The 23,012-nt window shown below is 49.0% G+C and carries 22 protein-coding genes and 2 tRNA genes; 3 read left to right on the top strand and 21 right to left on the bottom strand.

Annotated features, from left to right (window positions below; all coding sequences use genetic code 11):
* The first annotated feature begins 171 nt into the window (after positions 1-171).
* Positions 172-1,065, top strand: coding sequence for a GDSL-type esterase/lipase family protein (locus tag DSZ37_RS01600; RefSeq protein WP_109725222.1), 894 nt, complete (start codon positions 172-174; stop codon positions 1,063-1,065).
* A gap of 373 nt (positions 1,066-1,438) precedes the next feature.
* Here DSZ37_RS01600 and hisE read toward each other — a convergent pair whose 3' ends face one another.
* From hisE to pyrH, 21 genes are all read right to left on the bottom strand, one after another.
* Entirely contained in the window at positions 1,439-1,777 is a 339-nt protein-coding gene (gene hisE, locus DSZ37_RS01610; RefSeq protein ID WP_028520346.1) for a phosphoribosyl-ATP diphosphatase, read from the bottom strand.
* Positions 1,777-2,127: a phosphoribosyl-AMP cyclohydrolase gene (gene hisI, locus DSZ37_RS01615; protein ID WP_072951279.1), complete on the bottom strand. Its 351-nt coding sequence runs from the start codon at positions 2,125-2,127 to the stop codon at positions 1,777-1,779. The genes hisE and hisI overlap by 1 nt, the downstream gene beginning before the upstream one ends.
* Complete coding sequence (locus DSZ37_RS01620; RefSeq protein WP_109725223.1) at positions 2,124-2,516, bottom strand: SdpI family protein; 393 nt, start codon at positions 2,514-2,516, stop codon at positions 2,124-2,126. Before DSZ37_RS01620 ends, hisI begins: the two co-directional genes overlap by 4 nt.
* 3 nt (positions 2,517-2,519) lie before the next feature.
* Positions 2,520-3,275: an imidazole glycerol phosphate synthase subunit HisF gene (gene hisF / locus DSZ37_RS01625; RefSeq protein WP_109725224.1), complete on the bottom strand. Its 756-nt coding sequence runs from the start codon at positions 3,273-3,275 to the stop codon at positions 2,520-2,522.
* Positions 3,276-3,277: 2 nt separating this feature from the next.
* Positions 3,278-4,003: a 1-(5-phosphoribosyl)-5-[(5-phosphoribosylamino)methylideneamino]imidazole-4-carboxamide isomerase gene (gene hisA, locus DSZ37_RS01630; protein WP_109725225.1), complete on the bottom strand. Its 726-nt coding sequence runs from the start codon at positions 4,001-4,003 to the stop codon at positions 3,278-3,280.
* Positions 4,000-5,172, bottom strand: coding sequence for a tyrosine-protein phosphatase (locus DSZ37_RS17900; protein ID WP_242978537.1), 1,173 nt, complete (start codon positions 5,170-5,172; stop codon positions 4,000-4,002). The genes hisA and DSZ37_RS17900 overlap by 4 nt, the downstream gene beginning before the upstream one ends.
* A complete protein-coding gene (gene hisH / locus DSZ37_RS01640; RefSeq protein WP_109725226.1) occupies positions 5,169-5,774 on the bottom strand; it encodes an imidazole glycerol phosphate synthase subunit HisH in 606 nt (201 codons plus the stop codon). The genes DSZ37_RS17900 and hisH overlap by 4 nt, the downstream gene beginning before the upstream one ends.
* Entirely contained in the window at positions 5,774-6,355 is a 582-nt protein-coding gene (gene hisB, locus DSZ37_RS01645) for an imidazoleglycerol-phosphate dehydratase HisB (protein ID WP_109725227.1), read from the bottom strand. The genes hisH and hisB overlap by 1 nt, the downstream gene beginning before the upstream one ends.
* An 11-nt stretch (positions 6,356-6,366) precedes the next feature.
* Positions 6,367-7,425, bottom strand: coding sequence for a pyridoxal phosphate-dependent aminotransferase (locus DSZ37_RS01650; RefSeq protein WP_109725228.1), 1,059 nt, complete (start codon positions 7,423-7,425; stop codon positions 6,367-6,369).
* Positions 7,426-7,488: 63 nt separating this feature from the next.
* The gene (gene hisD, locus DSZ37_RS01655; protein WP_109725229.1) at positions 7,489-8,778 is read right to left on the bottom strand and encodes a histidinol dehydrogenase; all 1,290 of its coding nucleotides are present in this window, start codon (positions 8,776-8,778) and stop codon (positions 7,489-7,491) included.
* Positions 8,775-9,404: an ATP phosphoribosyltransferase gene (gene hisG, locus DSZ37_RS01660; RefSeq protein WP_019678602.1), complete on the bottom strand. Its 630-nt coding sequence runs from the start codon at positions 9,402-9,404 to the stop codon at positions 8,775-8,777. The genes hisD and hisG overlap by 4 nt, the downstream gene beginning before the upstream one ends.
* The gene (gene hisZ / locus DSZ37_RS01665) at positions 9,401-10,597 is read right to left on the bottom strand and encodes an ATP phosphoribosyltransferase regulatory subunit (protein ID WP_109725230.1); all 1,197 of its coding nucleotides are present in this window, start codon (positions 10,595-10,597) and stop codon (positions 9,401-9,403) included. Before hisZ ends, hisG begins: the two co-directional genes overlap by 4 nt.
* A 76-nt stretch (positions 10,598-10,673) precedes the next feature.
* A complete protein-coding gene (locus DSZ37_RS01670) occupies positions 10,674-14,999 on the bottom strand; it encodes a PolC-type DNA polymerase III (protein ID WP_109725231.1) in 4,326 nt (1,441 codons plus the stop codon).
* A 69-nt stretch (positions 15,000-15,068) separates the two neighbouring features.
* A complete protein-coding gene (ispG, locus tag DSZ37_RS01675; protein WP_109725232.1) occupies positions 15,069-16,106 on the bottom strand; it encodes a flavodoxin-dependent (E)-4-hydroxy-3-methylbut-2-enyl-diphosphate synthase in 1,038 nt (345 codons plus the stop codon).
* Between the two features lie 12 nt (positions 16,107-16,118).
* Positions 16,119-17,033 (bottom strand): ribonuclease Z, encoded by a 915-nt coding sequence (locus DSZ37_RS01680; protein WP_109725233.1) that lies wholly within the window; start codon positions 17,031-17,033, stop codon positions 16,119-16,121.
* Positions 17,026-18,099 (bottom strand): M50 family metallopeptidase, encoded by a 1,074-nt coding sequence (locus DSZ37_RS01685; RefSeq protein WP_109725234.1) that lies wholly within the window; start codon positions 18,097-18,099, stop codon positions 17,026-17,028. The genes DSZ37_RS01680 and DSZ37_RS01685 overlap by 8 nt, the downstream gene beginning before the upstream one ends.
* A 27-nt stretch (positions 18,100-18,126) precedes the next feature.
* Positions 18,127-19,278, bottom strand: coding sequence for a 1-deoxy-D-xylulose-5-phosphate reductoisomerase (locus DSZ37_RS01690; protein ID WP_109725235.1), 1,152 nt, complete (start codon positions 19,276-19,278; stop codon positions 18,127-18,129).
* A gap of 105 nt (positions 19,279-19,383) precedes the next feature.
* A complete protein-coding gene (locus DSZ37_RS01695) occupies positions 19,384-20,274 on the bottom strand; it encodes a phosphatidate cytidylyltransferase (RefSeq protein ID WP_109725236.1) in 891 nt (296 codons plus the stop codon).
* Positions 20,274-21,014, bottom strand: a complete 741-nt coding sequence (gene uppS / locus DSZ37_RS01700) for a polyprenyl diphosphate synthase (protein WP_109725237.1) — start codon at positions 21,012-21,014, stop codon at positions 20,274-20,276. Before uppS ends, DSZ37_RS01695 begins: the two co-directional genes overlap by 1 nt.
* Positions 21,015-21,024: 10 nt before the next feature.
* Positions 21,025-21,579 (bottom strand): ribosome recycling factor, encoded by a 555-nt coding sequence (gene frr, locus DSZ37_RS01705; protein ID WP_109725238.1) that lies wholly within the window; start codon positions 21,577-21,579, stop codon positions 21,025-21,027.
* Between the two features lie 36 nt (positions 21,580-21,615).
* The gene (pyrH, locus tag DSZ37_RS01710; protein ID WP_028520325.1) at positions 21,616-22,326 is read right to left on the bottom strand and encodes a UMP kinase; all 711 of its coding nucleotides are present in this window, start codon (positions 22,324-22,326) and stop codon (positions 21,616-21,618) included.
* 268 nt (positions 22,327-22,594) lie between these two features.
* Here pyrH and DSZ37_RS01715 point away from each other — a divergent pair.
* Positions 22,595-22,683 (top strand) — tRNA-Ser (locus tag DSZ37_RS01715).
* Positions 22,684-22,720: 37 nt separating this feature from the next.
* Positions 22,721-22,810, top strand: a tRNA-Ser gene (locus DSZ37_RS01720).
* Positions 22,811-23,012 lie beyond the last annotated feature (202 nt).

Genomic DNA, 23,012 nt, shown 5'->3' on the forward strand with positions numbered 1-23,012 from the left:
ACTATAATTATACCCTTACTTCGCCACATTGTCAAGAAAATATGTGCAAAATCTGTCATATCTGTCATATCTCTTTACTTTTATGGTAATATGTGGTAAAATATAATGCGGCAGTAATGAAGCTCGTCTGTGAGCCTCGGAAGCTGCCGCTAAAAAACAGGAAGTGTTTATATGAAAAGCTTATTATACAGTCTCAGGAGCAAAAGTCACATCTTCTGCCTCATACTGTTCATGTCGATCATATCACTGTTCTCCCTTACATCTGCCGATATCCCGGCACCTCCGCCAAGAAGTGCTGACAGTGTTCTTGTAAGCGCAATGAACAAGGCTGCCGAGGCAATATCAGAGGAGATGACACAGTATACCTTCACCACTTCGACTACCGTAACAACTACCACCACTACAACAGTCTCGGTATCGCCCTACGCTGTATGCGCTCCGACCACTTACACAGGAAGCTCCCCTAACAGTCAGTTCTATCAGGACAGGCTCGCCGTTGCAGGCGACTCCCTTGCACTGGGACTTGACGTATACGGCTTTGTACCCGATATACATAACATCGCTGGCGAATCCGTGTCCATGTGGAATCTGGACTACTTTACCTTTGATGTGGGCGGCGGTGAGATGGGACTTATCGACGCGGTGGAGTACATACATCCCCAGCTGCTGTATATCTCCATTGGTATGAACGATGTCAACATGAACTATCCCGACCCCTATGTGACACGCTACCGCGAGGTCATTGACGAACTCATACGGCGTATGCCGGATATAAATATTGTTGTCGCTTCAATTACGCCTGTCTGCTCCTACTGCGAGGTGGTTCGCAACGACATCATAAGGGAGTACAACGCCGAACTCAAAAAAATGGTTGATGATATGAACTCGCCGCAGGTGGTCTTTTTCGACGTTTATTCCGTAGTCTGCGACGAGAATCTTGACCTCCGCGAGGACTATACCTCGGGAGACGGTCTGCACCTTTATATCCCCTGCTACAGTGATATACTGTCTGCCCTGTTCGATTTTCTCGATACAACTGATTTTAAAGCCCGAATGGGCGGATAATAAAAGCTGCCTATTAATCGTGGTGCCTATATACCAGTTTATGTGTAATTATCGGGGACAAACCTTTCTGAGGAAAGGTTCTCCTCTGACGGAGGCGCGCCCCTCTGTCACTGCGTGACATCTCCCCGCACTGCGGGGAGTCACCCCGAGCCCCTTTTCCAAAGACTTTATAACTGAATTTAGCCCCGACAGGGCGCTCCACACAAGATGTGAAAATCAGTAATAATACTGAGAGCGCCCTGACTGGGCTAAATTTAATGCTGAAAGATTTAGGAAAGGAGTTTGAGGAAGAACCCTTTTTCAAAAGGGTTTTCCTCAATATCACTTGTAAAACTTCTATAAGAGTACCGCCCTTAAACGGCAGCTTTTTTCATCATGTATTCTTATCTACCTCATGGAACTTCTTGAGGTTTCCGATCTTCTCATTGCGCTCGTCAAGTACCTTCTCCACCTCGGACCAGTCAAGTCCCTGATTTGCACAGAGAACCATAACATGATAGAGCAGATCATTGATCTCGTTCTTCAGCTCGTCGTTGTCACCGTTCTTTGCAGCGATAACAGTTTCGGTAGCTTCCTCGCCGACCTTCTTGCATATCTTGTCGACACCCTTGTCAAAAAGATAGCAGGTATATGAATTCTCAGCAGCAGTTCCGTTCTCGAACTGCTTTTTTCTTTCCTTGATGACCTCAAAAATTTCCTGATAAACTGTCATTATTCATTCTCCTCATTATTATATATTTCGTTGAAAAAGCAGCTGTAGCTTCCTGTATGACAGGCAACTCCCGTCTGCTCAACATTTACCAGCAGTGTGTCATTGTCACAGTCTCCGTATATAGAGACAACCTTCTGAAGATGTCCCGAAGTAGCGCCCTTGTTCCAGTACTCCTGACGGGAGCGGCTCCAGAACCATGTATAGCCTGTCTCGAGAGTCTTTTTCAGGCTCTCCTTGTTCATATACGCAAGCATAAGAACAGTTTTTGTATTGACCTCATAGCATATCGCAGGGATAAGCTCTCCCTTAACGAAGAACTTGTCAAGGTCATTAAGATCGATCTTGATCATTTTTTACTCCTTTTTTCGATAGGTTTACCGTTTTCATCAAATTTATCACTGATGCTCCTTGAAACATTAATAACCGATACACACTGTATTATAGTGAAAAACTCCAGATAAACAAACAGGAGAGCTATTGCGATACTCTCGCCTTTCCACCAATACATCATCATTGCTATGGGCATTCCAAGGCATATCTCGATCACTCCGACTGCCATCCAGCTTCTTCCGCAGCTGATATTCGCAAATTCCCATGCTTCCCTGCTCTTCAGGGAACCTGAGATGCGGAGACCGTGCTTCATAGCCTCGTCCTTCGGCGCCCTGTATCTCATGTAGTATCCGCCGAGTATTGCCGCTGCAGCCATAATTATATCAATTATCAGAAACAGCCCGAACATATCCTACCTCACGATGACGCCCTTGCCGCGGCAGTAATCCTTGACCTCGCCCACAGTGAGCTCCTTGAAGTGGAAAAGTGAAGCCGCGAGTGCAGCTGTTGCGCCTGTCTTCTCGAATACCTCGTAGAAGTCGTTTATCCTGCCTGCTCCGCCGCTGGCGATAACAGGTATTGAGCAGTTATCACAGACAGCCTTCAGCATGGGGATATCAAAGCCCTCCTTGGTGCCGTCGGCGTCAATGGAATTGAGGCATATCTCGCCTGCTCCCAGCTTTTCGATGGTGTGTACCCAGTCTATAAGGTCGATTCCCATATCCTTGCGTCCGCCGTTGATATAGACGGTCCATTTGTTGTCGGCTATCTTCTTTGCATCGATACCGACGCATATACACTGGCTGCCGAAAATATCAGCTCCGTCCTTTATGAGCTGCGGATTCTGCACAGCCTGAGAGTTGACAGAGACCTTGTCCGCACCTGCTCTCAGCGCCTCGCGAATGTCGTCAACGGTCTTTATTCCGCCGCCGACGGTAAGTGGCACAAAGACCTTCTTGGCAGTATCGCGGACCACATCGAGGAAAACTCCGCGTCCCTCGAATGATGCGGTTATATCATAGAATACGATCTCGTCTGCGCCCTGCTTGTTGTACTCCTCCGCACACTCAACAGGATCGCCTACGTCGCGTACTCCTTCAAAATTTACACCCTTGACTACCTTGCCGTTTCTGACATCAAGGCATGGGATTATTCTCTTTGCAAGCATTTTTACACCTCCGCGTACTTTACAGCCTCTCTCAGGTCAAGAGTGCCCTTGTATATGGACTTTCCGCAGATAGTGCCGTAAAGTCCCATTTCCTTGCAGGCGATGATGTCATCCATGGTGTGGACTCCGCCGCTTGCAACTATATTTGCTCTGCCCTCGGTTGCATCGGCAAGCTTTTTGAGCTGCTCACGGTTGACGCCCGAGAGAGTTCCGTCCTTTGAGATGTCGGTAAAGATGAAGTACTTGACACCTGACTCAATCATTTTGTTTGCAAGGTCGATGTAGTGAACATCGGAGCTCTCCAGCCAACCCTCTGTTGCCACCATCTCATTCATGGCATCTATCCCAACGACTATCTTCTCGCTGCCGAACTTCTCAACAGCATCGCGGACAAGCTTTGGATCTTTCAGAGCGACCGAGCCGAGAATAACTCTTGTGATACCCATTTCAAGGTACTCCCTTATGGTCTCAAGGCTGCGGATACCGCCGCCCAGCTCAACTTTAAGTCCTGTTTTTTCGGCAACATCGTTGTATATCTTTGTGTTGACAGGTCTGCCCTCCTTGGCGCCGTCAAGGTCCACCATGTGTATCCACTGAGCACCTGCCGCCTCAAAGCTCCTTGCAGTCTCGAGGTAGTCGGAAGCCACCTTTTCAACTGTGGAAAAGTCACCCTTGAACAGGCGGACGCAGTTGCCGTCCTTGATATCTATTGCAGGAAAAATTATCATAAACTATCTCCTCTGTAAGTGTTGTTATACTCCGAATATTTACGGAAACTGTATTTTCTTGCAGGAATGTCAAAGCTTTCGATGCAGGGCACTCCGTCACTGTACACCCAGCGCTGGATGTAAGCCGGACGCAGCACAAAGAGCCTTTCGTTTTCAAGCCCGGAATATGCGTCATAGGAGCCCTTGAAGCAGCTGCGGAATACCTCGCAGAAATCAGGGCTGTTAACAGGCCTTCCTGTTTCCTCGCATACGCCCTCTATCTGAATATTGTCAATGCAGAGTGCTGCATTTTTATTGGCGGAAAGCTGACGATACTTCCTCAGCTCTGTATCCGTTTGAAAGTAAAAGCCATCGTCTATCCTTACTACGCTCATCATCCTTGACGAGACCCTGTCATTTTCGGAGGTTGAGAGCACCATAGTCCTGCCGCTTCCGAAATCGCTGAGAAAAGCGCTCAGCTTTTCCGTGAACTCGTCTGTACCTATGAGCCTTTGCCTTATCATATCCGCATGAGCGGCTGTCAGCCCCAGAAACTCAAAGTAGTTCTCAACAGTGCCGAAGCGCTCTCTGAAAAGCTTCATAAAGCCCCTCATACTCTTTTCGTTGGCAAAAACTGTCTCCCTGTTGACCTCAGGATGTGCAGCCAGAAAGGCAGCAAGTCTCTCCTTGTTGTATTCACGGCTGACCACATAGTCGCTGACTATGCTCTCCTCCTCGGCTCCGCAAGCCATAAGGATTATAGCTGAAACTACGCCAGTCCTGTCCTTGCCTGCGGTGCAGTGGAAAATGACTCCGCCCTCGGCTTCCGCCATGGTCTTCATTACCTTCGGCATATTCTCGGCGGTTGCAATGGTCATGTAAGACCGCGGAACAGCTTCAAGGCTTTCGGGAACTCCGCTTCCCTCGGTTATGGGAAAATGCTCATAGTCAAAGCCCTCCAGTTCAGCAGTTCCGTCGGGAGCCTTCTTAACCTCGGCTTCAGTACGCATATCTATGATAGTGGTCATGCCGCTGCTGAGCAGCTTCTCCATGTCCTCTGCTGAGAGAGTTCCGAGTGTATCGCTGCGCCAGAATACGCCATTTCTTGTGAAACCGCAGTTAACTGTCTTTATTCCGCCAAGCTCTCTTGTATTGCGTGAGCATGAAAGCAAACTGACATATTCGCTCATTTTATAAGCCCTCCGAAGCTTCTGAGAATCTTCAGACCTGTCTCACCGCTCTTTTCGGGGTGAAACTGTGCTCCGTAGACGTACTTTCCGTCGTATACAAGTGCAGGAACTCTGCCGCCGTATTCAACATACGCAGCTATATCCCTGTCCTCGCAGTGTGCCTTGTATGAGTGAACGAAGTAAACATACTCGTTGTCCCCAACGTTCTCCAGAAGCGGACATTCATTGAGCTTCTCAAGCTTGTTCCAGCCCATGTGGGGAATTATCAGCTCGGGCTCCTCCATCTTGCGGACAGTTCCGCCGATAAGTCCCAGACCATCGCACTCCTCGAACTCATAGCCCTTGTCAAAAATGAGCTGCATACCGAGACAGATGCCGAGAAAGGGCTTTCTTGCAGCCTCCTCCTTGATGGTGTCAACAAGTCCCGTAGCCTCAAGTTTTCTCATTGCCGCAGTGAATGCTCCTACTCCCGGAAGAATAACAGCATCGGATGCCTTTACGGACTCCTTGTCGCTTATCAGTCTGCTTTCAAGTCCAAGGTAGTCAAGAGCGTTCTTTACGCTGAAAATATTGCCTGCGCCGTAGTCGATTATCGCTATCATCAGAGAACTCCTTTCGTGGAGAGTGTTGAACCGTCGGCATTCTCGGTCACAGCAGTTTTCAGTGCGTGTGCCACAGCCTTGTATATCGCCTCTGCCTTGTGGTGGTCATTGCTTCCGTAGAGGAGGTTTATATGGAGTGTCATTCCCGAATTGAATGCAAATGCGCGGAAGAACTCCTCTGTCATGCAGAGGTCGTAGCCGCCGCAGCTCTGATTTGTAAACTCACAGTTGAATACCAGAAATGGACGGTTGCTCAGGTCAAGGCTTGCCATGGCAAGAGACTCGTCCATGGGGATATATGCTGTTCCGTAGCGGACTATGCCCGATTTTGTACCGAGAGCCTGTCCCAGAGCCTGTCCGAGAGCTATTCCCGTGTCCTCAATAGTGTGGTGGCAGTCAACGTGCAGGTCGCCCCTGACCTTGATATCCATGCTGATACCGCTGTGAACGGAGAGAGCTGTGAGCATATGGTCGAAAAATCCCACGCCCGTATCTATATCAGCCTTTCCCTTGCCGTCAAGGCTGACGGATATCTTTATCTGAGTTTCCTTGGTATTGCGCTCGATAGTTCCTGTACGCATAATTACCTCCCTTATTTACTGAAATATTTTTCAAGCACTTCGATAAATCTTGCATTTTCCGCTTCTGTGCCTGCGGTTATCCTGATAGCTCCCCTGAACTTTCTGATAGCTATAGAGTTTTCCAGCATAAACTTGTATATATCCTCATACTTGTCCGTAATGATGAATACGAAGTTTGTGCAGGGCTCCATTATCTTGTCAAAGCAGCTGTACTTCTCGTTTATGGCAAGAATATCGCTGTAAAGCTTTTTTGTATTGGCAACTATGATGTCACGGCACTCCTTCAGATATTCCTTTTCGCTGAGGATATCGGAAACTATTGTCTGTGCCACGGTATCGTTATTGTAAGGCGACTTAGCCGCCCTGATAGCGTTGGTTATGGTCTTGTTTGAAACTGCAAAGCCGAATCTCACCGCCGCAAGTCCTATTGCCTTTGAGCAGGTCTTGAGGATAATGAGGTTGTCGTAGTTGTTGACCTCGTCAAGGAGAGACTGATCCCAGAAGTCCATGTAAGCCTCGTCAAGAATGACCAGACAGCCGTCCAGCGACTCAATTATCTTTCTTACGGAAGCCCTGTCAAGTCCCAGAGATGTGGGATTGCAGGGGTTGGAAAAGATAAGTCCCTTTGCGCCATTTTCCTTGCAGAAGGCGATGAGCTTGTCGGGGTCTATGGTCAGGTCGGCTTCCTTCTGGTAGGTGGCAACTTTTACCTCATAGAGCTGAGCATAGAACTCATACATCGAAAAGTCGTAGGAAACATTTACAATGGTGTCCCCTGCCTCAAAGAAGCAGCTGGAGATGATGCTGATGAGCTCGTCGGAGCCGTTTCCTGCACTTATAAGCTCCTCGGGAACGTTGTAAAGCTCCGAAAAAGCTTTTGTGGGAGCCTTTGCAAGGCAGTCGGGATAGCGGTTGAAGTCTATCTGCGAAATACTCCTGCCTATCTTTTCCTTTAAGCTGTCATTAAGGTTGAAGCAGCTCTCGTTTGCGTCCAGTCTTATGTCATAGTGTCCTGTGATTGGATCATAGGGCACCAGATTTATCAGCTTTTTGTTCAGTTTGTAACTCATATTCTATCCTTTCCGAAAAACACCTAAAGGGCAGCTGTTTTTCAAGCCGCCCCATTGCGTGATTCAGTCTTCAAATCTTACCTTGATAGCATTGGCGTGAGCGGTAAGTCCCTCGCGCTCTGCAATGAGAACGATGTCGTCCTTTGCCTGTCTCAGTGCGTCCTCTGTGTAGTAGGTATAAGCTGTACGCTTTGTGAAGCTTGCAACACCCAGAGGCGAGAAGAAACGAGCAGTACCGCTTGTGGGAAGAACGTGGTTTGGACCTGCATAGTAGTCGCCCAGAGGCTCGGAAGCATAGTGTCCGAGGAATATTGAGCCCGCATTGTCAAGGCTTCCCAGAAGCTCAAAGGGGTTCTCCATAAGCACCTCAAGGTGCTCGGGAGCTATCTCGTTTGCCAGCTCTACGCACTTTTCGCGGCTGTCAGCGATGATGATTGCACCGTAGTCCTCAAGAGACTTCTCAATGATAGCCTTTCTCTCAAGGTACTCCTTCTGGCGGTCGATCTCCTTCATGGTAGCGTCAGCCAGCTTTTCGCTGGTGGTCACCATGATAGCGGAAGCCAGAACATCGTGCTCTGCCTGTGACATAAGATCTGCAGCAGCGAACTTGGGATTTGCTGTATCATCGGCTATAACAAGTATCTCGCTGGGACCTGCGATCATATCTATGTCAACAACTCCGTAGAGCAGCTTCTTGGCTGTGGCAACATAGATGTTTCCGGGACCTACGATCTTGTCGCACTTTGGTATCTCCTCTGTACCGTATGCAAGGGCTGCAATAGCCTGTGCTCCGCCTGAAAGGAACACTCGGTCAACTCCGCAGATAGCTGCTGCAACAAGTATGTCCTTGTTGGGTGTGCCGTCCTTCAGAGGAGGAGTTACCATGATTATCTCCTTGACGCCTGCGATCTTTGCAGGTACAGCATTCATGAGAACGCTTGAAGGATAGGCAGCTGTGCCGCCGGGAACGTATAGTCCTACTCTGTGGAGTCCGCGGACACGCTGTCCCATGATAACGCCGTTCTCCTTGGGAGAGATGAAGCTCTGCTCCACCTGTCTCTTGTGGAAGTCGGCAATGTTCTCCTGAGCATTCAGGAGAGCGTCAACAAAGTCCTGATCTGCCTCTGTGAGGGCATCGTTTATGACATCACGGGGAACCTCATAGTACTGAGGAAGATTTCCGTCAAATTTGAGAGTGTAGTTCTTTACAGCCTCGTCACCGTTCTCCTTAACATTCTCGATGATCTCGGAAACTACCTCTGTGACCTTCTTATTTGTCTCGCCGCTTCTCTTTTTGAGGTCATTGAGGAAAGCGACCTCATCGGTTCCGTTTGCAAATATTTTTTTCATCAAAGATTCTCCTCTATAAGTGTGATAAGTCTGTCTATTTCAGCGTGTCTCATTTTGAGACTAACGGTGTTTGCGATAAGTCTTGCAGAGATTGGTGCAACGTCCTCAATGACCTCGAGACCGTTCTCCTTGAGAGTTGTACCTGTCTCAACAATATCAACGATACCGTCAGCCAGCTCCAGAAGGGGTGCCAGCTCAACCGATCCCTCGATCTTGATTATCTCTGTATCCATGCCCTTCTTCTCAAAGAAACTTCTTGCAACATTCGGGTACTTTGTGGCGATGGTCTTAATACCGTAGCCGCTGTAAAAATCGTAGCCCTTCTTGGTTGCAAGAGCGAATTTGCATTTTCCGAAGCCAAGGTCAACAAGCTCGTAGAACTTGCCCTTCATCTCCATGATAGTATCCTTGCCCACAACACCCATATCGCACACACCATGCTCAACATAGGTGATAACATCGTTTGCCTTTGCGAGAACTACCTCGAGATTTGCATCGGGAACAGGAAGAATAAGCTTTCTTCCCTTTTCGCGTACTGCTGTGCAGTCAAATCCCAGCTTTTCAAGGAGCCCTACTGTGTCCTTTTCCAGTCTGCCCTTTGTAAGAGCCATTCTGATAGGCTTGTTCATATATTGACCTCCTTGCTTTCTCCGTCGATAACAACGACCTTGGCTATCTTCTTCTCCATAGCGTACTCGCGGACGCTCTCAAGGTCGTCAAAGAGAGCATTCTCAACGATAAGTCCCTGCTCACGCAGCTCTCTTGCCGCCTTCAGTGCTGCGACCTCACAGCCCTCCTCGGCGTAGACGATAACATCTGCCTTGGGCTCTGCGGGAAGAACATCGCTTTTTTCCATAAGCTTTGCAACTGCGTTGATATTTACAGCAAAACCAATGGCAGGAACGTCATAGCCGAACTCTGAAATGAGTCTGTCGTATCTTCCGCCGGAGAGGACTTCCTCTCCGTGCCCCTGTAAATAGCCCTTTATTATAAGACCTGTGTAATAATCGGTCTTGTTAACAAGTCCGAGGTCAACAGTTATTGAACCGTCACCGCCGCAGAGCTCGGAAGCATCTGCGTAGACCTCTCTGAGCTCGTCAAGTATATGCTTGATATTCTCATCGGGCATGAGCTCCTCAGCCTTCTCGAATACCTCCTCACCGCCGAAAAGTGCGGGAAGCTTCTTCAATGCTGTAATAACGGGAGAACTGCCGAAGCTGTCAAGCAGGTCGTTGAGAGCAGGGAAATTCTTGTTCTCGATGAGCTTTCTGATAGCTTCCTTGTCCTTGTCGGAGGCTTCAAGCTTGCCAACAAGCTCCTTGAAAATGCCAATATGGCCAAGTTCCAGAGAGAACTCCATGCCGAATGAGCTGAGGGAGTCTACTGCTGTGGAGATGACCTCAAGGTCAGCCATTTTCAGCTGTGAACCGATAAGCTCAATACCTGTCTGTACAACTTCATCGCTTCTGCCCTTCAGTGAAGGCTCGGTAGTGTAAACCGCCTGAGCATAGCAAAGCTTCAAAGGCAGATCAGCGTCTCTGAGACGAGTAGCCACAATTCTTGCGATAGGCATCGTATTGTCGGGACGCATAACAAGGAGCCTTCCCTTGCTGTCGGTGAGCTTATAAAGGTTCTCCTGCGGGAAATAGCGTGAATTAAGGTTGAATACATCGTAAAACTCCAGACCGGGAGTAATTGTCTCGCTGTATCCCCTGCTTCTGAAAAGTCCCATAAGGGAACTCTCTATATTTCGTCTGACTATGCACTCGCCGAAGAGCAAATCCTTTGTGCCCTCGGGAGTGATAAGATCGTAATTCTTCATAATTACCTCCTTGGGTATTATCACTTTAGTCTGCTAACATGATAATATGATAACATATTACTAAAAGAAAGTCAAGTTAAAAGAAGGACATCTGAGTTGATTCGGGTAAATCACCAAAGGCTCCTATGTTTTTCAACATATCAATTGTTGTTTTTGACGCTCCGCTCTCGCTCTGGAACTCCTCTATGGACATGAAGCCGCCCTTCTGGGCTGCCTCGTAAATGCCCTTTGCAGCGTTGTCGCCGACACCGCTCATAGCCGAGAAAGGTATCCTCAGCTTGCCATCCTCCACAAGGTAATCCGTAGCGTGGGACTTGAACAGGTCAATGGGCAGGAACTCGTATCCGCGCGCCATCATCTCGTTGGTGATGAGCAGGATATCATACAGAGCACTCTCCTTATTGGACTTATCGTTGCCCAGTGCCTTTATCTCCTCTATTCTTGCTCGGACTGCAGCCCTGCCCTTTACGGCAAGCTCTGCGTCAAAGTCCTCGCCTCTTACAGAGAAGTATGTGGCGTAGTATTCCAGCGGCATATGCAGCTTGAACCATCCCAACTTTATGGCGGCGATAACGTAAGCTGCCGCGTGAGCCTTGGGGAACATATACTTTATCTTCAGACAGCTCTCGATGTACCACTCAGGCACATTATGGTCACGGAGCATCTGGATTATCTCGGGTGTGAACTGCTTTGGAGCCTTTCCCTTACGGGTCCACTCCATTATCTGAAACGCCATCTTCGGCTCTACGCCCTTATATAAAAGGTAGGTCATGATAGAGTCACGGGTTCCGATAACGTCGGAAATAGTACAAACACCGTTATCGATGAGGTCCTTTGCGTTTCCCAGCCAAACATCGGTACCGTGGGACAGTCCCGATATCTGGAGGAAGTCGCTGAACTTGGTGGGCTTGGCATCCAGAAGCATCTGTATAGTGAAACCCGTACCCATCTCGGGGATACCTAGACTTCCCGTCTTGCAGTAGATGTCCTCGGGAGTTACTCCAAGCACATCGCAGTTGGTACACATACGGATAACATCGGGGTCAGACGTCGGAACGTCCTTTATCTTTATGCCCGTCAGGTCCTCAAGATGCTTGTAGAGAGTCGGAACAACGTGTCCCAGCTCGTCAAGCTTCAGGATAGTATCGTGGAGTGAGTTGAAAGTGAAGTGCGTGGTGATTATCTCAGAGTCCGCAGTATCCGCAGGGTGCTGAACGGGAGTGAAGTCGTAAACATCATAATCAGACGGAACAACGACCATTCCTCCCGGGTGCTGACCTGTGGTCCTCTTGATACCTGTACAGCCGATAGCAAGTCTGCTCAGCTCTGCGTTGTTGAGAGTTATTTCGTTCTCCTCGCAGTACTTCTTGACGTAGCCGTATGCGGTCTTTTCCGCAACTACGGATATAGTTCCTGCCTTGAAAACGTTTGACTTTCCGAACAGCTCCTCCGTATATCTGTGAGCCCAGAACTGATACTCATCGGAGAAGTTAAGGTCTATATCAGGAGCCTTGTCACCGTCAAATCCAAGGAATGTCTCGAAGGGGATGTCATGTCCGTCGCGGTTCATATCCTTGCCGCAGTCGGGACACTTTTTCGGCGGCAGGTCAAAGCCTGAACCGTAAACACCGTCCAGCAGGAACTCACTGTGCTTGCAGTTGGGGCATACATAGTGAGGCGGCAGCGGATTTACTTCCGAGATACCTGCCATAGAAGCTACGAATGATGAACCGACGGAGCCTCTTGAGCCTACCAGATAGCCATTTTCAACGGAGTTCCAAACAAGCTTCTGTGCGATGATATAAAGAACGGAAAATCCGTGCTTGATGATAGACGAAAGCTCTCTGTCAAGGCGCTTTTCTACAAGCTCGGGAAGCGGATCGCCGTATATCTCATGAGCCTTGTCGTGTGTTATCTTGACAAGCTCCTCCTCCGCACCATCGATAGTGGGAGTAAATGTGCCCTTGGGGATAGGTCTCACCATCTCTATCTGGTCGGCAATGGCATTGGTGTTGGTGATAACTACCTCCTTTGCCTTTTCCTCGCCCAGATACTCAAACTCAGCCATCATCTCCTCGGTAGTACGCAGATAGAGCGGAGCCTGCTGCTCGGCGTCCTTGAAGCCCATGCTGGCAAGGATTATCTTACGATATATAGCGTCCTTAGGGTCAAGGAAGTGGACATCGCAGGTAGCGCAGGTGGGTATGCCGAGTCGGTCGCCCATGTCAACGATGTAGCGGTTGAAGTCCTTCAGCTCCTCATCGTCCTTTGCAACACCGTCACGGACCATGAACTCATTGTTGCCTATGGGCTGTATCTCCAGATAATCATAGAACTTTGCCAGATCATCGATGTAGTCCTGATCACGCATATCCAGCATAGCCTGAAAAAGCTCTCCTGCCTCACAGGCGCTGCCGTAGATAAGTCCCTCACGGTGCTCTATGAGCTTGGACTTGGGGATAAGCGGCTTTTTATAGAAGTATTCAAGGTTGCTGAGTGATACCAGTCTGTAGAGGTTTTTCAGTCCTGCCTGATTGCGGACAAGTATGATGTGGTGGTAGCTTTTAAGCTTCTTGGTCTCTATCTCGCCCACCAGCACATTGAGCTGCTGGAGCGTGGAAAAGCTTCTCTCGCTCTTTAGTCTGCCAACGAGCTCTATGTATATCTTTGCGAGCATGAGAGCGTCGTCGGAAGCGCGGTGGTGGTCGAACTTGCCCAGCTTCAGTTGCTTTGCCACCATATTCAGCCTGTGTCGTCCCATTTCGGGAAGCATGGACTGACACATAACAAGGGTGTCTATCCATGTGTAATCAAAGTCGATGCCCTGACGCTTTTTCACCTGATTTATCATGTTGGTATCATAACGGGCATTGTGGGCAACAAGCACGGGCTTGTCTCCGCAGAACTCCATGAACATACGGAGCGCTTCTGCTTCGTCGGGTGCGTTTGCCACATCGGCATCGCTGATACCCGTGAGCTCGGTTATCTTTTCGGGGATATGGAAGCCCGGGTTCACCTTGGTATTGAAGCTGTCCACCACCTGAAGGTTTTTCAGCTTTACAGCACCTATCTCGGTGAGCCTGTCATTTCGGAAGCTGAGACCTGTGGTCTCAACGTCAAAAACTATTATCTCGTCGTCAAAGCTTCTGTCATCATCGCCGTAAATGACCATATCACGCTCAATATCATTTACGACGTAAGCCTCCATGCCGTAGATGACCTTGAAGTTCTTGGGCATATTGTACATACAGTCGGGGAAAGCCTGCACGCAGCCGTGATCGGTTATCGCCATGGCAGGATGTCCCCACTCTGCCGCCCTGTTTATGAGCTTGACGGGGTCAGTGACAGCGTCCATTGCTGACATATTGCTATGGCAGTGGAGCTCAACGCGCTTCTCGGGATAGCTGTCGGTCTTTGGAATGCGCTTTACCTTGATGAGGGAGTTTACTGTAATAACGATATCACGGGCGTAGGAGTCATAGTCCAGCTTGCCAGATACAAGAAGTGTAGCACCGCTCTTGATGGAGCCCAGTTTCAGTTCCTCCACTTCCTCGTTTTTGGCAAATATTTTCAGCTTCAGCGAACCGCTGTAATCGGTGACATCAAAGGTGACAACGGTCTTTTCGCCCCTTATCTCCTTGAATTCCGAGGCAAAAACATCGCCGACCACTACTACCTTCTCCCCAAGGCGCTGTACCGCCTCACAAATGGGAGTTGGCTTTTCGCGGATAGCTCTGCCCTTGACGATCTCAGCAGACTCTGCGTCAAAGTCCTTGTTAAGAGCAGTAACATCTATGGTGGCAGTTGGAATTACAGACTTCATCTCCTCCGCCCTTATCTCCTCGGCAGTCTTGTCGGGAACGAGCTGTGCGCTGTAATCAGGCATATCCGCCTCGATGCGCTCTATCATCTCGTCAAACTGCTCCTCGCTTACGGAGCTCTCTCCGTCAAGCACTACCTTGATGCGGACTCCGAACTGATTATATATCATCCGTGAAAAATTCTGGCAGAAATAGAACCTGTCCAGTATATCCCTGCCGCCGTGAACTATCTTTATTCGGAGCTCCCCGTTGCTGAGCTGTACCTCAGCATCATCGAGAAAGCCATTTACCACGGGGATATCGCGTTTCAGAAGCTTTACCAGCTCGCCGTAGCAGTCCATTCCGAACTTCTCAGAGGGATATCGGCAGGCAAGTCTCACCTGCTCTACTTTTATAGCTGCTTCAACAGCCTTCTCAAATGCGAATATATCATCGCTGGGAACTATCTCGGGAAAAAGCGCATGAAAGCGTATGCTTTCAAGGTTTTCCGTATAGGTGAGCTTGAATATCTCACCGCCTGTGACAGTCTCGGGCAATTCCGAGGTATACTCCTTGAGAAAATCGGATATTTTTACCTGCATCTTAAAACTCCCGTCCATAAAATTGAGAATGAATATGTCCATACGCGGACATATTGCAATTCTGCATCCTTAAAGCTTGTCAACCTCCGCAAGAAGCTCGGGAACGATCTCCTCCTCCCTTATCTTGCGCTGAGTGCCGTCCTTGCGGAAAATGATAGCGCAGCCGTCGCCGCCTGCAATTCCCACATCGGCTTCGCGGGCTTCTCCCGGACCGTTGACGATACAGCCCATGACAGCCACGGTAATGTCCTTGTCCATGTCCTTGACTGCTTCCTCAACCATTTTCGCAGCCTTAACAAGGTCAATACGGGTCCTTCCGCAGGTGGGACATGAAACTATCCTTACTCCGCCTCTCTTGCCGATACTTTTCAGTATATCCTTTGCGGCAGCTATCTCCCTGATGGGATCGTCTGTAAGGGAAACTCTTATAGTCTCGCCAATGCCGTCACATAGCAGCGAGCCTATACCGATAGCGGACTTGATAAGTCCCATGCGCTCAGTGCCTGCCTCGGTAACGCCAAGGTGCAGAGGATAACTGCACTTCTCGGCAGCAAGACGGTATGAAGCAATCATTCTGCCTACGTCCGAGGACTTGATAGAGATAACGATGTCATTGAAGTCAAAATGCTCCAGCATAGCCGCATGGTTGAGAGCGCTCTCCACCAGCGCTTCGGGAGTGGGCGAACCGTACTTGGCAAGAAGCTCCTTTTCCAGCGAGCCCGAGTTGACACCGATACGGATGGGAAGCTGTCTTGCGCGGCAGGCATCAACAACAGCCTTTACCCTGTCCATTCCGCCGATATTTCCGGGGTTGATCCTTATCTTGTCAACACCTGCGGCTGCGGACTCTATTGCCAGCTTGTAGTCGAAGTGTATATCCGCTACCAGAGGTATCTTCACAGCCTCCTTGATGGCAGGGATAAGTTTTACGGCTTCCATGTTGGGTATGGCTGCACGGATGATCTCGCAGCCTGCCTTTTCAAGCTCAACCGCCTGTCTGACACTGCCTTCGATATCGTCCGAGCGCATATTCAGCATTGACTGTATGTATATATGTTTTCCGTCGAGGACACAGTCCCCTACCTTTACAGGTCTGACATTTCTCATAATATCCTCCATTTAAAGAGTTATTTTTTCCCCGTCCGCAGAGATAACAGCTTCGGGAAATATCCTGTGAAGCTCCTCGGCATAAACGGCAGGTTCCTTTTCCGCAGGGCTGTAATGTGTCAGCCACAGCCGCTTTGCCTTTGCCTCTGACGCTAAGCTGCAGGCGTCCTGCATGAGCATATGGCGCTTCTCGTTCATGGAAGCCTTTTTCTCGGGCTGTCCGTACATACCCTCGCAGATGAACAGGTCTGCTCCCTGTGCAAACTCGGCAATATCCTCATCGGGCAGTGTATCGGTGGTGTAGGTTATCTTCATGGGTGCTGGTTTCGGTCCCGTAACTGCCTCGGGAGGAACTCTCGTACCGTCCTCAAGAACTACAGTCTCGCCGCTGTGGAGCTGCTTCCAGAACTCCACGGGAACTCCTATCGCCTTTGCATTGTTGGGCAGGAACGGCGGCTTCTTTTTCAGCAGCAGTGTATATCCCAGACAGCTTACCCTGTGTGAAAGGGGCAGCGTCCTCACCGAAAGCATGGGATCGACCATGTCAGCTGTAAAGCCGAATGGTCTGTCCTCGGGAAGTCCGCGTATCTCCAGCTCATAGGGCAGTCCGCCGCAAATGCTCACAAGATTTTTAATAACAGGCACACAGCTCTCGGGAGCCGCTATGATAAGAGGCTCTGTCCTTGAACTGTTGCCTATGGAGAGCAGAAGTCCCGGAAGTCCCGCCACATGGTCGGCGTGGCAGTGAGTGATGAGTATAAGCTCTATCCTGCTCATTTTAAGTCCATGCTTTGCGATGGCGACCTGTGTACCCTCTCCGCAATCTATAAGGACAGCCTTTCCGTTATACTCCGCATAAAGAGATGTGAGAAACCTGTCCTTCAGCGGCATCATGCCGCCTGTTCCAAGCAGACATATCTCAGCCATTCTTAACTCCCGTAATTAATCTTACTATATCGTTGTATGTTGCGAATATCATTACTCCGAAGAGGAGCACCATTCCTGCAAGGTGAACATATCCCTCATGCTCCGGCTTTACAGGCTTGCGGCGTACAAGCTCTATGAAGCAGAAAAGCAGTCTGCCGCCGTCAAGTCCGGGAATGGGAAGAAGATTGAATATACCGACATTTATAGTTATAAGCGCTGTCATGTAGATGACCTGGAAAAGCGCATCAAGGAAGCTCTCCGACTCCTCGGTGGACTCGCTTATGGCGGAAACTACGCCAACAGGTCCCGAAACGTCCTCTTTGTGAAGCTGTCCCGAGAACATCTGCTTTATGGACAGTCCGACGATATGGGTCATGGACATGAACAGGTCTCCCGAGCCCTTTATGACGGTCAGCGGATTTTTGTTCTTGTATATGACCGCAAAATCGACTACACCGCCGTCGCCGTAGGTATTCTTGAAGAATACACCGTCCAGCTTCACGCGCTCTCCGTCGCGCTTTATAACTACCTTGTGTCCCACATTCGGGTCGCAGGTATCAAAAACATAGTTGAGATCAAGTGTGCTGTATATCCTTGTTCCGTCAATTGAGATTATCTTGTCATTCTGTCTGAGTCCTGTTTCGTAGCTCTGTGCGTAGTATGTAACAGCACCGTCAGCTGCGATCGTCCTCTTGAAGTCATCCACGGTTGTGGTGGGAACTCCGTCCATCATGCTGACCAGTATGATGAGCATTACAAAGCCGAGAACGAAGTTCATGCCTGCTCCCGCAAAGAGAACAATGATGCGCTTCCAGAGCTTTGCGTTGCGGAAGCTTCTGGGGTCGCTGTTTGTGGAATCCTCGCCCTCCATAGCGCAGTATCCGCCTACGGGGAGAAGTCTCAGGGAGTATTTGGTCTCCCCCTTTGCCTTCTGTAAGAGCTTGGGACCCATGCCCACTGAAAACTCCAGCACTTTTATTCCGCTGAGTTTTGCACAGATAAAATGACCGAACTCATGTACTGTTACGATAAGTCCGAAAATAAGTATTGCGATAACTATGCCCATTTGTTTTTCCTTTCTCTATACGGGAGCTTACTTTGCGGCTATGCGCTCCCTTACATATGCTCTTGCCGCTTTGTCTGCTTTCATTACGTCCTCGTAGCTGTTTATCTCCGATGGAGCAAAATGCTCAAGGACAGATGATACCGTCTCGCCGATGTCAATGAATCCAGTCTCATCATGGAGGAACGCCTTTACGGCTTCCTCATTGGCTGAATTTACAAGACATGGATATGCTCCGCCGCGCTTTATAGCTTCGATAGCCGCCGAAAGACACTTGAATGTGTCGTAGTCGGGCTTCTCAAAGGTCAGCTTTCCGTAGTCCGTCAGTGAGAGACGTCCCGTAGGACAGCTCATGCGGTCCGGATAAAGCAGAGCGTACTGTATTGGTATCTTCATGTCCGGAACTCCCAGCTGAGCGATCACCGAGTAATCGTTATACTCAACAGCTGAATGCACCACGCTCTGACGGTGTACCACTATCTCGATCTGGTCGGGAGCAAGGTCAAAGAGCCACTTTGCCTCGATGAACTCCAGTCCCTTGTTCATAAGTGTAGCAGAGTCGATGGTTATTTTATTCCCCATGTCCCAGTTGGGGTGGTGGAGAGCCTGTGCCTTGGTGACAGTTTTCAACTCCTCATAGCTTCTTCCGAAGAAGGGACCGCCCGAGGCTGTCAGGATAATCTTGCTGAGCTGCGAGCGCTTGTTGCCCTGCAAGCACTGGAATATAGCCGAATGCTCGCTGTCCACGGGATATATCCTCACGCCCTTGTCGGCAGCAGCCTTCATTACCAGTTCGCCGCCTGCCACAAGAGTCTCCTTGTTGGCAAGAGCTATGTCCTTGCCTGCGTCGATGGCAGTAAGTGTGGGGAGAAGTCCCACCATTCCCACAACGGAATTGAGTATTATATCAGCCTCATCCAGTGAAGCGAGGGTGCATAGTCCCTCCATGCCCGTGAGGAGCTTGACGTCCATATCCTTTATCCTGCATTTAAGGTCGCTGTATTTGTCCTCGTTGAAAATACAAGCGTATGCAGGGCGGAACTTCCTTATCTGCTGCTCAAGAGCCTCAACGCTGCTGTGAGCAGCAAGTGCAGCCACCTTCAGTCCGTGCTTCTCACAGACCTCAAGGGACTGAGTACCGATAGAGCCTGTGGAGCCGAGTATCGACACCGTTTTATTCATTATATTTTCCCCTTTTCGCGGAAATAACTTCCCGATATATTTTCAGAACAAAGTTCATTATAAAATGCGAAAGGGACTATCCGTAAATAGTCCGTTTCAACAATATCACTGTACGCCGAATAAGGCGATGAATGCATAAAATGTGGGCAGCACGAAAAGAACGCTGTCGAAGCGATCCATGAGTCCGCCGTGTCCCGGCATTATCTTGCCGTAGTCCTTGAAGCCTATCTGGCGCTTTACCATAGAAGCGGAAAGGTCTCCCACAGTACCGATGACTGCGCAGACTGCTCCCGTAACGAAAGCAATGACTGCTCTCTTTGCGGTAAAGCCGTAGTAAACTGAAAATGCCACGGTATATACGATAGCAGTTGTAAGGATACCGCCCACAAGTCCCTCGATAGTCTTCTTGGGGCTTATTTCGGGGCAGAGCTTGTGCTTGCCGATAGCTACTCCCGTAAAGTAAGCTCCCGTATCAGCTATCCACGCGCCGCAGAGTCCCATAATGAGCAGGAAAAGTCCGCTGCTCAACATATCATCGGTCATCTGCCAGCTGCGCTCAATGCGGATCATAGTAGTCATAGCCTGGGGTACAAGTATCATTACCGCAAGTACGAAGAATACCTGCTCGTAGCGTATCTCCTTGTGCTTTCTCAGCCATGTTACAAATATGACAAAAGCCGCTGCAAGCACTATACAGAAAAGTATGATATGATAATGATCATCAGGCGGATCTATTGTCTTGAAAGATCTGATAAAGTAGTGAAAATCCTTTACCTCATGCGAAATATGGTAAAGTATTGGCACGGCTATTCCGCAAGCCTCTGCCGCTATGAGTATGGGCAGACACTTGTGGAGCTTTACTGCGCGGAGAAGCTCAAAGAGCATTACTGCGATTATGGCTGCCACCGCTATGGGCAGAACAATGGTGTCGTGGAAGAAAAGCACAGCGCCCAGCAGTACAACTCCCACAGCTCCCGAAATGATTCGTGTAAGCATCAGACACCTCCGAAGCGGCGGTGTCTTCCGTCGAAGTCGATGAGAGCCTTGTCAAGCTCGGCAGGAGTAAAATCAGGCCAGAGAATGTCCGTAAAGTAGTACTCCGCATAGGCGCACTGCCAGATAAGATAGTTGGAGAGTCTCAGCTCGCCGCTGGGACGTATAACAAGGTCCACATCGGGGATACCCTTGGTGTAGAGCTCATTTGCGATAGACTGCTCGTTGATGTCCTCGGGACGTATCTCGCCGTTCACAGCCTTCTGCGCAAGTATCCTTGCAGCATGGGCTATCTCGTCACGGCCGCCGTAGTTGACCGCCATCATGAGAGTCATCTCGTCATACTTGGCGGTGTCCTCTTCAAGTTTTATCATTTTTTCCTGCAAGTCCTCGTCAAAGGCGCTCTTGTCCCCGAGGAATATCATACGGGTGTTCTCGCTGAGGAAGTTTCTTACGTCCACGATATAATCACGGAAAAGCTCCATGATAGTGTTTACCTCATCAGAGGGGCGCTGCCAGTTCTCTGTGGAAAAGGCATAGAAGCTGATGTTCTTCAGTCCGATGTCCTTGCAGTAGCGGACGATCTTCTTGAAGTTCTTTGCACCCTCACGGTGTCCGAAGGAACGGGGCAGACCGCGCTTCTTAGCCCATCTGCCGTTTCCGTCCATTATGAAGCCGACGTGCTCGGGAAGCTTCTCGGGCAGCGTCAGCTCAGTTTTTTCCTTTTTTCCGAATAATGCCATATTTCACCAATCAGACTGTCATGATCTCTTTTTCTTTGTCTGCAACCATCTTGTCAACGTCAGCACACATCTTGTCTGTAAGGTCCTGGACCTTCTTCTCGCAGTCCTTCAGATCGTCCTCTGTGATCTCGGAGTTCTTCTTCATAGCCTTGTACTTTTCCATAGTATCGCGTCTGATAGAGCGGACTGTTACCTTACACTCCTCGCCGTACTTCTTGATGCTCTTGCAGAGCTCCTTACGGCGGTCCTCAGTGAGCTGAGGGAAAGCAAGACGGATAACGTTTCCGTCGTTTACGGGCTGGATACCGATATCCGAAGCCTGAATAGCCTTCTCGATGAGCTTGAGTGTTGACTTGTCCCAAGGCTGGATAACGAGTATTCTTGCCTCTGATACGGAAACTGCTGCCATCTGATTAACAGGTGTGGGAGCTCCGTAGTAATCTACCATTACCTTGTCAAGCACGCCGGGATTTGCTCTGCCAGCACGGATAGATGCGAATTCGTTGCCGAGAGCGTTAAGGCTCTTGGTCATTTTTTCCTTAGCAATATTAAGCTGTTCTTTCATAGGTGTAACATTCCTTTCGGTTGAGTTTTTGGTTTATCAGTCCTCGGATACAACTGTACCGATGTTTTCGCCCATAACGGCGTCATAGATATTGTCGGGACGGCTGAGATCGAATACCAGCATCTTCATGTGGTTATCACGGCACATTGCAGCAGCCGTGCTGTCCATAACACCAAGGTCCTCGCCGATGACCTGTGAGAAGGTAAGGGTATCGTACTTCTTGGCGTCGTCAAATTTGTGGGGGTCCTTATCATATACACCATCAACGAGGGTAGCCTTGAGAAGGATATCAGCCTCGATCTCTACAGAACGGAGAGCAGCAGCTGTATCTGTGGAGAAGAAGGGGTTACCTGTTCCGCAGCCGAATATAACTATCCTGCCCTTGTCAAGGTGTCTTACAGCTCTGTTGCGGATATAGGGCTCCGCTACCTGAGACATCGCAATAGCAGTCTGTACTCTTACAGTACAGCCCAGTGATTCAAGAACGTCTGCGAGAGCCAGAGCATTCATGGTAGTTGCAAGCATACCGATGTGATCTGCGCGTGTTCTGTCCATAGCGCCGCTGGAGCGTCCTCTCCAGAAGTTGCCGCCGCCTACAACAACAGCTACCTGAACGCCTGCGTCAGCACACTTCTTTATGCTTTTGCAGATCTCTGTTACAACATCATAGTTGAGTCCAGTCTTATTGTCGCCTGCAAGAGCCTCGCCGCTGACTTTTAATAAGATTCTTTTATACTTTGGTTCCATATAAGCACCTCACAAAAAATATATCTATAGTTTATTTTACACTAATTTCAATGATATGTAAAGTATATTTTCCGAAAAAGCCGAAAAAAATTCTCGGATATTTTTACTTCTTGCCGAAAAACCGAGATCAGAAATATCTTCGCGAAGAATACCGTCATTATGCACAAAAATGTTGATAAATTATTGTTGCTGTTCATTTTGTTTTTTTCTTGACAACTCCTGCCCGTCGTGGTATAATATAAAAGCTGATTAATTCGGCAGTAAAAATGGAGAGGTATCGAAGCGGTCATAACGAGGCGGTCTTGAAAACCGTTTGACTTAACGGTCACGTGGGTTCGAATCCCACCCTCTCCGCCATTATTTTTTTATCGGTGGGCTTCTCGCTCGTCGGTTTGCGGATTTACCCAAGTGGTGAAGGGGCTCCCCTGCTAAGGGAGTAGGTCGGGAAACCGGCGCGAGAGTTCAAATCTCTCAATCCGCGCCATGAACCTGTATCGTCTGATACAGGTTTTTTATTTTATACTATGCTATATTATAAAGAAAAGCCCCTCCGAACGGAAGGGCTTTTCTCGTAGTAGAAGTTCTGTGATCTCTCACAGCTATATTATATACCCGCTTTCACAGTTTGTCAAGTACATTTTTGATATATCATAAATTTACTATTTTTTACATTATTCATGTATATT

The organism is Ruminococcus flavefaciens (genome assembly GCF_900116855.1).
Taxonomy (GTDB): domain Bacteria; phylum Bacillota; class Clostridia; order Oscillospirales; family Ruminococcaceae; genus Ruminococcus; species Ruminococcus flavefaciens_R.

Excerpts from the sequence above, each read along its gene's own strand:
- DSZ37_RS01600 (WP_109725222.1), top strand. The coding sequence starts at position 172 with ATGAAAAGCTTATTATACAGTCTCAGGAGCAAAAGTCACATCTTCTGC.
- hisE (WP_028520346.1), bottom strand. The coding sequence starts at position 1,777 with ATGACAGTTTATCAGGAAATTTTTGAGGTCATCAAGGAAAGAAAAAAG.
- hisI (WP_072951279.1), bottom strand. The coding sequence starts at position 2,127 with ATGATCAAGATCGATCTTAATGACCTTGACAAGTTCTTCGTTAAGGGA.
- DSZ37_RS01620 (WP_109725223.1), bottom strand. The coding sequence starts at position 2,516 with ATGTTCGGGCTGTTTCTGATAATTGATATAATTATGGCTGCAGCGGCA.
- hisF (WP_109725224.1), bottom strand. The coding sequence starts at position 3,275 with ATGCTTGCAAAGAGAATAATCCCATGCCTTGATGTCAGAAACGGCAAG.
- hisA (WP_109725225.1), bottom strand. The coding sequence starts at position 4,003 with ATGATAATTTTTCCTGCAATAGATATCAAGGACGGCAACTGCGTCCGC.
- DSZ37_RS17900 (WP_242978537.1), bottom strand. The coding sequence starts at position 5,172 with ATGAGCGAATATGTCAGTTTGCTTTCATGCTCACGCAATACAAGAGAG.
- hisH (WP_109725226.1), bottom strand. The coding sequence starts at position 5,774 with ATGATAGCGATAATCGACTACGGCGCAGGCAATATTTTCAGCGTAAAG.
- hisB (WP_109725227.1), bottom strand. The coding sequence starts at position 6,355 with ATGCGTACAGGAACTATCGAGCGCAATACCAAGGAAACTCAGATAAAG.
- DSZ37_RS01650 (WP_109725228.1), bottom strand. The coding sequence starts at position 7,425 with ATGAGTTACAAACTGAACAAAAAGCTGATAAATCTGGTGCCCTATGAT.
- hisG (WP_019678602.1), bottom strand. The coding sequence starts at position 9,404 with ATGAACAAGCCTATCAGAATGGCTCTTACAAAGGGCAGACTGGAAAAG.
- hisZ (WP_109725230.1), bottom strand. The coding sequence starts at position 10,597 with ATGAAGAATTACGATCTTATCACTCCCGAGGGCACAAAGGATTTGCTC.
- DSZ37_RS01670 (WP_109725231.1), bottom strand. The coding sequence starts at position 14,999 with ATGCAGGTAAAAATATCCGATTTTCTCAAGGAGTATACCTCGGAATTG.
- ispG (WP_109725232.1), bottom strand. The coding sequence starts at position 16,106 with ATGAGAAATGTCAGACCTGTAAAGGTAGGGGACTGTGTCCTCGACGGA.
- DSZ37_RS01680 (WP_109725233.1), bottom strand. The coding sequence starts at position 17,033 with ATGGCTGAGATATGTCTGCTTGGAACAGGCGGCATGATGCCGCTGAAG.
- DSZ37_RS01685 (WP_109725234.1), bottom strand. The coding sequence starts at position 18,099 with ATGGGCATAGTTATCGCAATACTTATTTTCGGACTTATCGTAACAGTA.
- DSZ37_RS01690 (WP_109725235.1), bottom strand. The coding sequence starts at position 19,278 with ATGAATAAAACGGTGTCGATACTCGGCTCCACAGGCTCTATCGGTACT.
- DSZ37_RS01695 (WP_109725236.1), bottom strand. The coding sequence starts at position 20,274 with ATGCTTACACGAATCATTTCGGGAGCTGTGGGAGTTGTACTGCTGGGC.
- uppS (WP_109725237.1), bottom strand. The coding sequence starts at position 21,014 with ATGGCATTATTCGGAAAAAAGGAAAAAACTGAGCTGACGCTGCCCGAG.
- frr (WP_109725238.1), bottom strand. The coding sequence starts at position 21,579 with ATGAAAGAACAGCTTAATATTGCTAAGGAAAAAATGACCAAGAGCCTT.
- pyrH (WP_028520325.1), bottom strand. The coding sequence starts at position 22,326 with ATGGAACCAAAGTATAAAAGAATCTTATTAAAAGTCAGCGGCGAGGCT.